The sequence below is a fragment of the Mesorhizobium sp. genome (assembly GCF_005063415.1).
In the GTDB taxonomy this organism is placed as follows: Bacteria; Pseudomonadota; Alphaproteobacteria; order Rhizobiales; family Rhizobiaceae; genus Mesorhizobium.
Genome location: NZ_SUEG01000132.1, coordinates 1 through 14,184 on the forward strand (window position 1 = coordinate 1; position 14,184 = coordinate 14,184).

Sequence of the window (14,184 nt, forward strand, 5' to 3'; positions counted from 1 at the left end):
ACGAACGCAGTTCTGGCATTCAGGCAGGTGTAGAAGCCATGCAAGACGCCTCATTTGAGGTCACCTGTCGTATCTAGCTGCTTGCCGGACCACTATGTAAAGCGAGCGCTATTGGCTGCCTCTGCGATGCGGGAATTGGCAGCGGACGTCTCTCGATCAAACAGGCATCTTGCTTGTAGAATTCTTTTAATCGTGAAGCGGCGCGAGTGCGCTATCCGTTGAGGTGAGCAAGGCCGGCGCCCTGGGTGAGCGCTGGTGTCGGGTGGTGGAAAGTACAGGGGGAGCTGTGTGGCCCCTCTTTCTCGGCCTCGACGATGTGCGAAGGAGCCTGCGCGGCGAACGGGCCAACGCCCCAGGCTCAGAACCTGGGCGAACCTAACTCCCGCCAAAGGACAGCCCAGAGCTGGATACACGAAAGAGATACTGAACCCGCGAATCAGATTCTGATCAATCGTCGTGTCTGAGCTCCACTCGGCTCTTACGGAGATAATCGCGCGGCCCGGCAACGGCCGCGCGTGCCGCGGGCGTGAGCTTTGCGCTTCGTCAGAAGTGCCTCGAGCGTGACGACGATAATTGACCAGCCATATGGAACGCATTCGCCCAGTTATCCAAAGCGTGGATACCTTTCATCTAAACAAAGGATTTTACCGTTTTTGCTGCAGGTCCCATAGAAGCGCTTCAAGTTGGAAAGATAGGTAGTTCCGATGGTTGCGTTGGATCTGAGGAGCATCATCTGGTGTGCGGGGCGTACAAAGTCAGTCGCATCTGCATTGCGGCTTGGTCTTTCGGCGGTCTCCACAAGTTACGCCCCGTTGGCGCGACGCCAATTATTTAATCAATGCTTGGACATTTATCTCAACCAGACAGCTACAAGGTGAGGTCTTCCATGCGTCCGAATGTCGAGTGGAAGTTGTGCTGGGAAAATGAGCTGCAACTGGCCGACCATGTCGAACTCTCCGACTTTTTTCGAAAGACCTATGGACGGACTGGCGCCTTCAACGCGGAGCCATTCGAAGGCGGCCGCAGTTGGGCCGGCGCGAGGCCGGAATTCCGCGCAATCGGCTACGACGCGCATGGGGTAGCGGCTCACATCGGCATGCTGCGGCGCTTCATCAAAGTTGGCGAGGTCGACTTGATCGTCGCTGAATTGGGCCTGTACGCGGTTCGTCCGGATCTTGAAGGGCTCGGAATCGGTTTTTCGATGCGCGTGGCGTACCCAGTGCTCCATCAGTTGGGTGTTCCATTCGCTTTCGGCACGGTTCGGCACGCGCTGCGAAACCATGTCGAAAGATTCTGCAGAGCCGGCCTCGCGAACATTGTGTCGGGCGTTCGCGTACGGTCGACCCGTCCAGATGTGCATCCCGACCTGCCGCCCACGCGCCTGGAAGACGTACTCGTGTTGGTTTCGCCGATCGGACGCTCGATGGACGAGTGGCCGTCTGGTACCCTGATCGACCGGAACGGTCCGGAACTATGAAGCCTCTGGACTACATATGCGAAGGGCAGAGTGACAATGCCGATCGCATTGCAGAGCGCAGCGTCTATCTGACGTTTGACGACGGTCCCAATTCATTTTTCACACCGCAGATACTCAATGTGCTGGCGCAACATCAGGTGCCGGCGACCTTCTTCGTTGTTGGGGCCTACGCGGCCGACGAGCCGGAACTCGTTCGCCGAATTATTACAGACGGCCACGGTATAGCCAACCACACGATGACTCATCCGGACCTAGCTAAATGCGGGTCCGTCGAAGTCGACTGCCAGATAGTTGAGGCAAACAGAGTCATAGGGATGGCTTGCCCGCAGGCCATGGTTCGGTACTTTCGTGCACCGTATGGCATCTGGACCGAAGAAGTAATCGCTGCATTAGCGGGTGAGGCATTGGCGCCCGTCCATTGGTCCATTGATCCACGCGACTGGTCTCGCCCCGGCGTTGACGCCATCGTCGACAGAGTGCTCGCCGATATCCGGCCGGGCGCAATCGTGCTGTTGCACGACGGGTGCGCTCCCGACGAATTGCAACCAGGCAATCAAGCCAGTCTGCGCGACCAGACGGTGACAGCGTTGTCACGCCTAATTCCAGAATTGCACGGCCGCGGATTTGTAATCCGATCACTTCCTCAACATCCCTGAACAAACAGAGATCCTATGGACCTTCTCACCACAGCCAGTACTGTTGCCGTTTCGTCTTATGCGGTGCTCTCGACTGTTTACAGAGGCATGCAAGCGGTCTACTCCCAACCGGAAAATGTTACGCCGCCGTCGGAAAGCTTGTTCGGATCCGACCGTTGGCCGAGCGTGGATGTCATTATCCCCTGCTACAATGAGGACCCGCGCACACTCGCGGCGTGTTTAGCTTCCATTGCAAATCAAGATTACTCCGGAACATTTCAGGTCTATCTGGTTGACGACGGTTCTGGAAATCGTAATGCCGTCATCCCGGTACATCACGCCTACGAGGGCGACCCGAGATTCAATTTCATTCTGCTCCGCGAAAATGTTGGCAAACGCAAGGCGCAGATCGCCGCCATCCGCCGCTCATCTGGAGATTTCGTGCTCAGCGTCGACTCTGACACGACACTTGCGTCCGACGTCATCACGAAGCTTGCAGTAAAAATGCGGGATTCCATGGTCGGAGCGGCCATGGGCCAGCTGACGGCATACAACCGCAGCGACACTTGGTTGACCCGATTGATCGATATGGAATACTGGCTGGCTTGCAATGAGGAGCGCGCGGCGCAAGGTCGCTTTGGTGCGGTCATGTGCTGCTGCGGCCCATGTGCAATGTACCGCCGGTCTTGTCTCCTTTCTCTGCTGGATCAATACGAGACGCAGCTGTTCAGGGGGAAACCAAGCGACTTCGGTGAAGACCGTCATCTTACGATCCTCATGCTGAAAGCAGGCTTTCGAACCGAGTACGTTCCAGGTGCCGTCGCGGCGACAGTCGTTCCGGACAAGATGGGACCTTATTTGCGCCAACAACTCCGCTGGGCACGAAGCACTTTCCGGGACACGATGCTTGCGCGAGGTCTACTGCGTGGCCTGGATCGCTATCTAACTTTGGATGTGATGGGAGAGAATCTCGGCCCATTGTTGCTCGGCATCGCGGTAGTAACGGCGCTCGGTGAGTTACTATTTTCACATACAGTAAATTGGTGGACGGTGCTGGCTATTGTCACGATGACCATAATCAGATCTACGGTGTTATCTTTCCGCACTCGGCAGCTTCGATTCATCGGCTATTCAATGCACGCGTTAATCAGGATATTCCTGTTGATCCCCTTGAAGGCTTACGCCCTGTGTACATTGAGCAATAGCGATTGGCTGTCACGTAAAAGTGTTCCCCTGCCCAACAGCAGCACAAAGGAAATCACAAGCGCGATGCCGCTTGGCGGAGCAAATGCTGCGGGCAATTCTGGAATTGCGGAGTCACTTCATACTGCAGATCTTTCGCTCACAGCTAGTGAAGTCTGACGGCCTTGCAGCGCCGAGTGACCGAGTAAGTTGTGTCAGTCGACACGGGGTGAAGCTTGTCGAGTTACCTATGGTCAGAACGGGGACTATGTGGAAGCGACACGTGGCATCTTGACGTTATTCTTTGGCGGAAGCGATACACACGTCGCTCCGGCCGCGACTTTCCAAAGGTGCCATCTCAAGGCGGTGGCCTGCTCTGAACCAGAATTCGCAAGTAAGCTGCCGGTGGCCAATCGGACTCATTCCGCTTGAGATAGACGCATGTCCAATGTAGCAATCGACCTTACCGGCGTAACCAAATTATTCGGAAACAAGCTCGTTGTGGACGGGCTGTCCTTCACCGTTGCATCGGGAGAGTGCTTCGGTCTGCTGGGGCCTAACGGCGCAGGCAAGAGCACGATTGCGCGTATGCTCCTCGGTATGACCCGGCCTGACGCGGGTGATATAACAGTCCTCGGTCTACCAGTGCCGGCACGCAGCCGCTTGGCCCGCAAGGGCATAGGCGTGGTCCCGCAGTTCGACAATCTCGACCTGGAATTTACGGTACGTGAGAACCTGTTGGTGTTCGGGCGCTACTTCGGCATGAGTACAAGAGAGATCAACGCCGTCATCCCACGGCTGCTCGAGTTCGCTCGCCTTGAGAGCAAGGCGGATTCACGTGTCGGCCTGCTATCCGGCGGGATGAAGCGGCGCCTGACGCTGGCACGTGCTCTGATCAACGACCCCCAGTTGCTTGTGATGGATGAGCCCACGACCGGCCTCGACCCGCATGCCCGCCATCTGATCTGGGAGCGACTTCGTTTCCTGCTGGCGAGCGGAAAAACGATCATTTTGACCAGCCATTTCATGGAAGAGGCTGAGCGGCTTTGTGATCGGCTGTGTGTTCTCGAGCGGGGACGCAAGATCGCCGAGGGCAGTCCTCATGCGCTGATCGACGAGTACATTGGGTGCAACGTGATCGAGATCTTCGGCGGTAATCCACAGGAGCTGATTTCGCTGATCAGACCGTACGTTCAGCGTGTCGAGGTAAGCGGCGAGACGCTCTTTTGCTATGCGCCTGAGCCGGAGGATGTGCGCATCCAGCTTCGCGGTCGAGCGGGTCTGCGTATTCTAGAGCGTCCACCCAGTCTGGAGGACGTTTTCTTGCGGTTAACCGGACGTGAGATGGAGAAGTGAGCAATGGGTGAACGTTTTGCGGCCGCTCTACCCGCCAACGCCTGGAACTGGATGGCGGTGTGGCGCCGCAATCATCTGGCATGGAAGAAGGTGGCATTTGCTTCAATGCTCGGCACCCTTGCTGATCCGATGATTTACCTTTTCGGGCTCGGCACTGGCCTTGGACTGTTGGTAGGCCGCATCGAAGGTGCATCCTACATCGCCTTTCTGGCAGCCGGCATGGTTGCGACGAGCGCGATGACAGCATCAACCTTCGAAACAATTTACGCGGTTTTCGGTCGAATGCGCGATCAGGGCACTTGGGAAGCAATCCTGCACACACAACTTACCCTCGGCGACATCGTTCTCGGTGAATTGACCTGGGCAGCCACAAAGGCTTTTCTGGCCGGTACGACAATTGCGATTGTTGCGGCCGCGCTAGGTTATGCCGCGTGGACGTCGGTTCTCTACGTGCTACCGGTCGTCGCTCTCACCGGATTCGCCTTTGCGAGCCTGGCCATGCTCGTCATCGCGCTCGCGCCCAGTTATCACTATTTTATTTTCTATCAGACGCTTGTCATCACACCCATGCTGTTCCTTTCGGGCGCGGTTTTTCCAGTCGGCCAATTGCCAGGAGTGTTTCAGCAGATTGCGGCCTTCTCGCCCCTGGCGAATTCTATCGAGCTAATCCGTCCGGTGATGCTCGGCCGCCTGGGCGACAATGTAGGGCTGCATATAGGCGCACTTTGCATGTTCGCTGTATTGCCTTTTTTTCTATCGGCTGGACTGTTTCATCGACGACTAATGCGTTGACGCTTGCTTACACCCATTAACCAGAAGGAGGTCCGCAATGCCGGATGCAAACTGCCCACAGCGGCCCGGAGGCATGCGTATGCTAGGAATCGCGAGTGGTACAACGCCGAAGCCGGGCGCCACCCAGCCGCTGCAGGCACCCGCCCAGCTTCGCGACCACACCTCGAAGAACAGGCTGGATGGTGAGGCGCGGACCCACCCGGAGCGTTCAATCGATAGCAGCCAAGCTTCTTGTGCGCGTCCACAGACCGTCGCGGCCATTATTTAGTTGGATACACATGCAATGACCCACAACGAAGCAACTCCTGAGCCTTTTGTGATCCTTGCTATGCCAAGGACCGGAACACACTATTTAGAAGAATTGCTAAACGAGCATCCGACCGTTTTGAGTAACGGTGAGTTGCTAAACGAATATGATCCCAATTGGCCCAGCACTGATCGCCTGCTAGGCACGGATCGCGAGCTTCTTGAGCTTGCCTATGTGCGCTGCCCTATGCGCGACTACAAGAATGTGACGCATCTTGGATGCAAGATCAATGAACCTCAGTTTCGCGAGCGTCCCGCATTCTTTGCGGAACTGGCTCGTTGGCCAGCACTCAAGGTCATCCTTGTTGTTCGCCGAAACGTATTGGAATCGCTCCGATCCTTTGTGCAGGCCAGGGAAAGCGGTCACTGGCTGAAGTTCAGCTGGGACAACGATACCGCTCGGCCACCGAGCGTCAGGTTGTCAATCGCCGACTGTGAGGCTTATTTCAAAGCCGCCGACGATTTTCACGCTCGCGTTATGGACTCCTTCACGTCGACCAACCTGCTTGTAATGGAATACGAGAGCCTACTTCACGAACCTGCCCAATGCCTGGGAGCGGTTTGGGATTTCCTGGGCGTTCCAGCGCTTGAGCCATCAGATAACGCCATCCTGCAGCGCCAGGAAACGCGACCGCTTGATCAAACGGTGGAGAACTTTGACGAGTTGCGGATTCACTTCGCACGCGGACCTTATTCAAGATTTTTTGACCTCGGGGATTCAATGCGCTCCTACGCTTAATCGCTTGTACCGCGTGCTCTGATGGGCGTGTAGGATATCCTGCAGTTTGCGCGCATTCCGTTCCAAAACTGACAAACCAAAGTCACCAAGGCAACCGGCAGTCGATCTGCGGCGAACATCAAAGGGCACGGGCGCAAGGCGACCTGGTCAATTCCCTCTCTGACGAAGCACTTCCTCAGACGCGATCTTTGGCGAGCCTTGAGTGCAAATTCCGGCAAGGTGGAGGGTTCCAGTGCGCAACTGCACCAATCTCGCTGGACGGGACAGGCGTCCAGTTGGCACGGCGCTTGCTCCGAGATGACAGCAGCGCTCGACCGGAGCGCAGCATGGGAGAAGGAGGAGCCCCCACCCCGATCCGGTCAGGGAGAGAGAAACGATGTTGGTTCCAAGAGTCCCCCGCGCGATCGCAGCGCCCCGCAAGCGCCATTTTGCCCGGACCTACGTGCAGGTACTTGCCGCCATGGTCCTTGGAGCCGCAATTGGCTACCTCTATCCGGAAACCGGCCAAAGCCTGAAGCCGCTCGGCGATGCCTTCATCAAAGTCATCAAGATGATTATCGCACCTGTCATCTTCCTGACAATTGCGACCGGCATTGCCGGCATGAGCGATCTGCAGAAGGTCGGCCGAGTTGCCGCCAAGGCGATGGTTTATTTCCTTACCTTCTCGACGCTAGCACTCCTTGTCGGGCTGATTGTCGCGAATATCGTTCAGCCTGGCGCCGGCCTCAACATCGATCCGGCCTCGCTCGATGTCGAAGCCGTTAAGGGCTATGTGGCCACGGCTCACGAGCAGTCCGTGACCAGCTTCCTGATGAACATCATCCCGTCAACGATTGCCAGTGCCTTCGCGGAAGGCGACATCCTGCAAGTCTTGTTCTTCTCGGTCTTGTTCGGCATTGCTCTGGCGATGACCGGAGAAACGAGCAGGCCGGTCGTTACCTTTCTCCAGGCGCTCACCGCCCCCATTTTTAAGCTCGTCGGCATTCTGATGAAGGCTGCACCCATCGGCGCCTTCGGCGCTATGGCCTTTACGATCGGCAAATACGGAATCGGTTCGGTGGCCAACCTCGCGATACTGGTCGCGACGTTCTATCTGACCGCCTTCCTCTTCGTGTTCGGGGTTCTCGGCGTGGTCTGCCGCTGCAACGGCTTCTCGATCTTTTCTCTTGTCCGCTACATCAAGGACGAGTTGCTGCTTGTCCTGGCAACGTCCTCCTCGGAGGCCGCGCTGCCCTCGCTCATGGAGAAGATGGAGAAGGCCGGCGCCGCGCGTTCGGTCGTAAGTCTCGTCATCCCTACTGGATACTCATTCAATCTGGACGGCACCAATATCTACATGACGATCGCCGCCCTCTTCATCGCGCAGGCGACGAACACAGATTTGTCAATTGCCGACCAGATCCTCCTGCTGCTAATTGCGATGCTTTCCTCGAAGGGTGCGGCAGGCGTCACCGGCGCCGGCTTCATCACATTGGCCGCTACTCTGTCTGTCGTGCCGAGTGTTCCCGTTGCCGGAATGGCTCTAATTCTTGGCGTGGACCGCTTCATGTCGGAATGCCGCGCGCTGACGAATTTAGTCGGTAATGCGGTGGCATCGCTCGTTGTCGCTCGCTGGGAAGGCGAATTGGACCAGTCCCGGATGGAAGCCGCTTTCCGCGGTTAGGGTTACATCAAACGGGCTCCCCGCAAGCAAGCAACAGCGCGACGTGTAAGTCACGGCCTTGCCACAACAGTCGAATTGCCGGCCTCCAAAGAGCGCTGGAAATAGAGTACTAACGCAGAGAGTAATACAACACCATGAAGCCCCTAAGCAAACGAACGGTTCACGGAAACTCATCTGGGTCCGCATGGAGCGCTGTTCGTCGAATGCGTTATCAACCGTGGGGTGTGGTAACTATTTCAGCTTGCCGCCCCAAGCCGTCGCGGGATCGCACCGGATGACGGAGGACCGGCCGATCAGAATCGCTAGGGGAAAGCGCGTAACAATTGCCGATCTCGCCCGCGAAGCCGGAGTCAGCGTAGCAACAGTCGATCGGGTTCTGAACGTCCGCCTTCCGGTGCGAGAGGAGACCGCCCAGCGGGTCCATGCGGCCGCGCACGCGATCGGCTATCATGCTGCCGGTCTCATCAAACAGCGCTTGCAGCAGCACCTGCCGCACTACAAGCTGGGCTTCATCTTGAGAAAACCTGCCCACGATTTTTACCAAGATTTCGCTCGCAATATTGAAGAGTCGGTCAGTATGGCTAAATCCTTCCACGGCCTTCCGATCATCGAGTTCGCGCAGTCACATTTGCCGCGTGACCTGCTCCCGCTTCTTAAGGACCTTGGAAGCCGCTGCCAGGCGATCGCCATGGTGGCGGCCGATCACCCGAAAATCACAGCATCAGTCGAGGAGCTCAAGGCGAAAGGTATCCCGGTATTTTCGCTGCTATCCGACTTCGCCGATGGCGTGCGCGAGGGCTACATCGGCCTCAACAACAGCAAGGTCGGACGGACTGCCGCTTGGGTGTTTTCCAAGGCCGCAAAACGGCCCGGCAAGGTGGCGGTGTTTGTCGGAAGCCATCGCTTCCAGGCGCATGCGACGCGGGAAACGGCCTTTCGTGCCTATTTTCGTGAGAACGAGCCCAAATTCGAGGTGCTTGATCCGCTCGTGAACCTTGATGAACGGCAGCTCACTTACGAAAAATTGCTGGATCTTATGCAGCGGGAACCAGAGCTCGTCGGCTTCTATATGGCCGGCGGGGGGATAGAGGGAGCAATTTCCGCGCTCCGAGAAGAGGGGAGCGGTCAGGATCTCGTCGCGATCGTGAGTGAAATGACGCCGCAGTCACGTGGGGCGCTGGCGGATGACATCTTGACGATGGCGGTCGGCACGCCAATGCGCCGACTTTGCCAGGAGCTGATAATGGCAATGGAGCGGGCCATCAAAGCCGGCGTCGCGGAGAGCCCGGGGCAGACATTTCTGCCGTTCGACATTTATCTTCCGGAAAATATTTGACCTTGATGGATTTCTATCATGAGCGCCCATTTTCCTTTCATCGATGAAAGGAAAGCTCGATTGACTCGGCCGTCTCTGTCCGATCTGTGAACCGGCGTGGTTCCGTCTTGAAAGAAGCCGGATGCCGAAATGGCAGCCGCGCTTCATGGAAGGAAAGTCAAGCAATGCGCCAGGTATCGCCCCGCTTTGCACTCAATCACATGGCGGCGCCCCGCCTTGACGTCAGTGCGCTTTTCGCGCTTGCCCGTGACCAAGGCCTGACCGACGTCCAGATCCGTTACCCTCATTTCAGCAATCCTGTCGCACGCGGCATTCCGGCTGCGGACGTTCGGTTGGCCGCTACCGAAGCGGGCGTCACGATCATCTCTGTCAACGCCTTGCAGCGGTTCAACGACTGGACTCCAACGCGTCAGGCCGAGGCAAGCAACCTCGCCGATTATGCGACGGCGTGCGGGGCGGAGACGCTCGTGTTGGTGCCGGCCAACCGCAGCTCGTGGCCCACCAATAGCGAGCGCCAGGACAATCTTCGTTTCGCTCTAAACGAGATCAAGCCAATCCTCCAGTCGCGGGGTCTGATCGGTCTCATCGAGCCGCTGGGTTTCCGAACCTGCTCGCTTCGATCAAAGAAGGAAGCGGCCGAGGCCGTTGCCGCGGTTGATGGCCAGTCCGTCTTTCGCCTCGTGCACGACACGTTCCACCACACCCTGGCCGGGGAGACATGCCTGTTCTGCGAGCTTACCGGCCTGGTGCACATTTCAAGCGTAAACGACCCGACCTTCTGGATTTACCCCGATCGCTTTCTTGCAGGTTCCGACAATGGCAGCCAGATTCAGGCGCTGCTGGATGGCGGCTACGCGGGACCTTTCTCATTCGAGCTGGTCGAGGAAGTCCATTCTCTGGACGATCTCGCAGGCGCACTTGCCGCCAGCATCGACTTTATCCGGCGAGGGCTATTGTCGTCAAAGTAGATGGTGACAGGAGTAGTGACTATAGGTGCGCCTGAATTTTCCGTGGGTTCACAGCGGGGCAGCCATCCGAGATGCCTCCTGTATCATTATCTCCCGCATCCAGATGCTTGCCGGATCGCTATTGTGGAGGGCCGGCCATTGGAGGGTCTCGGTGAATGTGGGAAATGGCAGCGGAAGTTCGATAACCCGCAGGGGGAACGTTTTTTCGAAATGCCTGACCAGCCGTAAGGGCATGGTCGCTATACGAGCTGTGCCGGACACCATAGGTGGAATCATGCTGAAGCCCTGCACGGCGACCTCGACACGTCTCTTAAGGCCATGCTCAAGCAAAAACCATTCCTCGATAGACGGCTTCATCGTACGCCCGAACCTGACCGCGACGTGCCTCATCGACATGTATCTCTCGAATGTAAGCTGCTGTGGCAGCTGCTTGTTTGTGGGACAGCCTACGCACACGAGCTTCTCGTCAAACAGCGCAACGCTTGAATGCACACTCGACGTGAACATATCCGGTAGAATTAGAAAATCGACGTCACCGCGCCGGAGAAGCTCATCGGGGCTATCGTCGACAGGCAGCAGTTCGAAGCTGACGGCGGGGGCTTCCCGTGAAATACGCTCCACAAGCTTTTCGAAAAACACGAGCGTGACGAAATCGGAAAGAATGATCCTGAAGAGGCGATCGGCTCGAGCTGGGTCAAACGGATCCGAAGAAATAATCGAGCACTGGATGTGCTGGAGAGCGTCGCGAACTGCGGGGGCAAATGCTGCCGCACGCGGGGTTAGAAATCTTTCGCGACCTCTTATCGTAAACAGTTCATCGCGGAAATAATCGCGCAGTCGGGCGACGGCCGCACTCATGGCGGGCTGACTCAGGTTAATCCTGCGTGCCGCCGCCGAGAGATTACGCTCCGTCAGGAGTGCGTCGAGCACAACGAGGAGATTTAGATCAAGTCCTTTGAAACGCATGTCATCAGCCATCCATGGGATGGATGCCTTTAACCGAAACAAACGACTTTAACAATTTAGCATTCTTGCAATCTTTTGTCGCAAAAAGTTTATGATGGATGACGTTAAGGTCCGACATATGAGCCGCGTGATCTGCCGAAGCGAGCAATCGTTCGTACTGTGCAGGTCAGAGATTGGCAGTTTGAAACGCCGGGCCGATGGCGCCGGTCTATCAACCAGCGTCTTCGGCGGCCCCGACCTAGCTAGGCGTGGAACCTAATAGGGTGCACCTTTCCAGTCCGAGGCGACTGATGGGCGGTTTGATCCTAAGCTGCCGTGAGGCCTGTGCCAATTGTATCGGCGAGCCAATGCAGCAGTCCGGCAGCGTTTTTGAGAGCTGTTGTAGGCTCGGCCTAAGCCCATTGGCGCAAGCCTATCTGAACGAAGCGCTTGGCCTTGCCGCTATCCGGTATGTGATCTGTGGTGCCTTCTCGTCCTGCTGTTCTTGTTTTGGAACGCCCTTATGGTGAGCCCATCCGGGACGTGGGGCACCGGGAGCACAAAGGTGCAGGCAGGCCGTCAATAGACCGTGGGCTGAGAGCCCGAGCTCGTTACATGGCCGCCCCTCGCGACTTTCCCGGATGCGCTGCGAGCGCGGATCAGTAGATGTCGTGTTGCCCGCCAGCTCCCGTCTTTGACCGAGCCAAGAAGGAGGAACGGGCATGCTTATCATCGGACTGGATATTCACCGCGCCTTCGCCGAAGCAGTGGCATGGGAGGAGGGCAGGCTCAGGCGACTCGGCCGCGTCGACATGCGGCGCGATCTGCTGGCGGCGTTCGCCGCGAAGCTGTCGCCGAACGATGTCGGGGTGATCGAGGCCACCGGCAACGCGACGTCCGCTGCAGCTGTGGTTGCGCCGCATGTGAAGAAGGTGGGGATCGCCAAGCCGAAACAGGTGTTTATCGTTGCCTATGCCAAGATCAAAACGACGATCGACGCCGACGTTCTTGCGCAGCTCTATGCCAGCGGCTTCTTGCCAGAAGTCTGGATTGCGGACGAGCCGACGCAGGCTCTGCGTCGACAGGTGACACGGCGCAATCAGATTGTCCGACAGAGATCTCGATTGAAGAGCGTCATCCAGTCGATCCTTCATAGCCACCTGATCCGTCCTGCCCGCATGCTGACCTGTGCGGCGCCAAGGGTCGGACCTGGTTAATCGAGCAGGTCGTACCGCAGGACGAGCGCCTCGCGATCGATGGGCATCTGCGCGAGTTCGACCGATTGGGCGAAGACCTCCAGGTCATCGAACGCGATCTTGTCCGCTCGGCTCTCGAGGATGAAGGCGTGAAGCGGCTGATGACCATTCCCGGCGTCGACATCACCGTCGCGCTGGCGATGAAGGGCGGCGATCGGCGACGTGTCGCGCTTCGACGATCCGCAGAAGCTCGTGACCTATCTCGGGTTGAACCCAAGCGTCCAGCAGTCCGGCCAGGTCCGGCCTACCATGGGCGGATCACCAAGCAGGGCCGTGGTCATGCGCGCGGCATGCTCGTCGAGGCGGCCTGGGCGGCCGCTCGTGCTCCCGGACCGTTGCGAGCCTTCTCCCTGCGGCGTGCGAGCCCGGCGCGGACAGCATGTCGCGGCCGTGGCAACCGCACGCAAACTCTCTGTCGTGATCTGTCATCTGTTGAGAAGGGCGAGAGTTACGCGTGGGCTCGACCCTCCCTGCATGCCAAGAAGCTTGCGCGATGTGGAACTCAAGGCCGGGAGCAAGGCTGTGCGCGGCCAAAAGGGAGCGCACGCCTACAACATAAAGAGCCACCGGGAAGAAGAGCGCCGCTGGGTGGAGCAGGCCGAGGGCGCCTATGCACGCCTCGTCGCCGGTTGGAACCCACGAGGTCCGAAGAGGGTAGGCACGGATGCCGCAAACGAGGCGCGACGATAGAAGCTGCGCGGCAGGGCTCTCATCTCGGACCCTGCTCTTCGCCACGCGGTCGTCCGTGCGCGACAGGAGAATAGCGCAGATTTATCAAAAAGGCTCTTGTCGATCACATCAGTGGTCTTGGGCGCTGTACGGCCGGGTGAAGACTTTGCAGGTGGCCCGGAAAGCGTTTGACCTGCAGCGAAGCAATTGTCGTCATTACGCGCTCGACCCGGGCGCCCAGCTTGGCATAAGGGCTACGTGGCCTCAGGAAGCGTCGTCGCCAATGCAGACCATGGACGAATTCCCAGCCGATGCCGAGATGCCGGTCGACCGTGCCTGTCGCCGCCCGGTGATGCGATGCCCCCGAGCGGATGAGTTCGCCCCGGATGCTCCCGGTCACGACGCACGGGTCCGGGTTCCAAGGCGCTCAGTTTTGTTCGCGCCCAATCGGTGTAGGACGCGGCAGAAATACGAGCGTGACGAAATCGGAAAGAATGATCCTGAAGCGGCGATTCGGTAGAGCCGGGTCAAACTATCCGACGAAATAAACGATCACTGGATGGGCGGGGGAGCGTCGCAAACTGGAGGGCAAGAGCTCCGGACGCAGCGTTAAGTTTGAATACCTCCGCGGACATGGTCGCGAGCTTATCGCGCAAATAATCGAGCAGCCGAGCGCCGGCCGCACTCATGACCGGCTGGGCTCGGTTAATCCTGCATGCCGCGCCCATGAGGTTGCGCTCTGTCGGGAGTGCGTCGAGCACAACGAGGAGATGTAGTTCACGACCTTTGAAACGCGTGGTCAACTATCCAAAGTGTGGATGCCTTTCATCGAAACAAACGATTTCATCAATGTTCTGGAA

Annotated in this window: 13 protein-coding genes; 11 read left to right on the plus strand and 2 right to left on the minus strand. The window is 57.8% G+C overall.

The genetic code is table 11. From position 1 onward, the window contains the following. Window positions 1–886 precede the first annotated feature (886 nt). The 9 genes from E5W70_RS25345 (at window position 887) to E5W70_RS25385 (ending at window position 10,454) form a co-directional block, all read left to right on the plus strand. A complete protein-coding gene (locus tag E5W70_RS25345; protein ID WP_063169401.1) occupies window positions 887–1,477 on the plus strand; it encodes a NodA family N-acyltransferase in 591 nt (196 codons plus the stop codon). After that, window positions 1,474–2,133, plus strand: coding sequence for a chitooligosaccharide deacetylase NodB (gene nodB, locus E5W70_RS25350; protein ID WP_063169400.1), 660 nt, complete (start codon window positions 1,474–1,476; stop codon window positions 2,131–2,133). The genes E5W70_RS25345 and nodB overlap by 4 nt, the downstream gene beginning before the upstream one ends. Before the next feature lie 15 nt (window positions 2,134–2,148). After that, complete coding sequence (gene nodC, locus E5W70_RS25355; protein WP_063169399.1) at window positions 2,149–3,474, plus strand: chitooligosaccharide synthase NodC; 1,326 nt, start codon at window positions 2,149–2,151, stop codon at window positions 3,472–3,474. Between the two features lie 261 nt (window positions 3,475–3,735). Then, a complete protein-coding gene (nodI, locus tag E5W70_RS25360; protein WP_292663643.1) occupies window positions 3,736–4,650 on the plus strand; it encodes a nodulation factor ABC transporter ATP-binding protein NodI in 915 nt (304 codons plus the stop codon). Between the two features lie 3 nt (window positions 4,651–4,653). Further along, on the plus strand, window positions 4,654–5,442 hold the full coding sequence (locus E5W70_RS25365; RefSeq protein WP_063169398.1) for an ABC transporter permease: 789 nt from the start codon (window positions 4,654–4,656) through the stop codon (window positions 5,440–5,442). A 283-nt stretch (window positions 5,443–5,725) separates the two neighbouring features. Further along, the gene (locus E5W70_RS25370) at window positions 5,726–6,487 is read left to right on the plus strand and encodes a sulfotransferase domain-containing protein (protein ID WP_127266955.1); all 762 of its coding nucleotides are present in this window, start codon (window positions 5,726–5,728) and stop codon (window positions 6,485–6,487) included. Between the two features lie 376 nt (window positions 6,488–6,863). Beyond that, window positions 6,864–8,150 (plus strand): dicarboxylate/amino acid:cation symporter, encoded by a 1,287-nt coding sequence (locus E5W70_RS25375; protein WP_287278183.1) that lies wholly within the window; start codon window positions 6,864–6,866, stop codon window positions 8,148–8,150. 274 nt (window positions 8,151–8,424) lie between these two features. After that, entirely contained in the window at window positions 8,425–9,486 is a 1,062-nt protein-coding gene (locus E5W70_RS25380; RefSeq protein WP_292663645.1) for a LacI family DNA-binding transcriptional regulator, read from the plus strand. 164 nt (window positions 9,487–9,650) lie between these two features. Further along, window positions 9,651–10,454: a TIM barrel protein gene (locus E5W70_RS25385; protein ID WP_127382994.1), complete on the plus strand. Its 804-nt coding sequence runs from the start codon at window positions 9,651–9,653 to the stop codon at window positions 10,452–10,454. Between the two features lie 48 nt (window positions 10,455–10,502). Here E5W70_RS25385 and E5W70_RS25390 read toward each other — a convergent pair whose 3' ends face one another. Continuing rightward, window positions 10,503–11,420, minus strand: a complete 918-nt coding sequence (locus E5W70_RS25390; RefSeq protein ID WP_063170390.1) for a LysR family transcriptional regulator — start codon at window positions 11,418–11,420, stop codon at window positions 10,503–10,505. A gap of 701 nt (window positions 11,421–12,121) precedes the next feature. On the opposite strand from E5W70_RS25390, the gene E5W70_RS33190 reads away from it, so the two are divergent. Next, complete coding sequence (locus E5W70_RS33190) at window positions 12,122–12,616, plus strand: transposase (protein WP_095769983.1); 495 nt, start codon at window positions 12,122–12,124, stop codon at window positions 12,614–12,616. 179 nt (window positions 12,617–12,795) lie between these two features. After that, on the plus strand, window positions 12,796–13,419 hold the full coding sequence (locus E5W70_RS33195) for a hypothetical protein (protein WP_353812186.1): 624 nt from the start codon (window positions 12,796–12,798) through the stop codon (window positions 13,417–13,419). A 29-nt stretch (window positions 13,420–13,448) separates the two neighbouring features. On the opposite strand, the gene E5W70_RS25400 is transcribed toward E5W70_RS33195, so the two are convergent. Beyond that, window positions 13,449–13,724 (minus strand): hypothetical protein, encoded by a 276-nt coding sequence (locus E5W70_RS25400; RefSeq protein ID WP_292663647.1) that lies wholly within the window; start codon window positions 13,722–13,724, stop codon window positions 13,449–13,451. Between the last annotated feature and the right edge of the window lie 460 nt (window positions 13,725–14,184).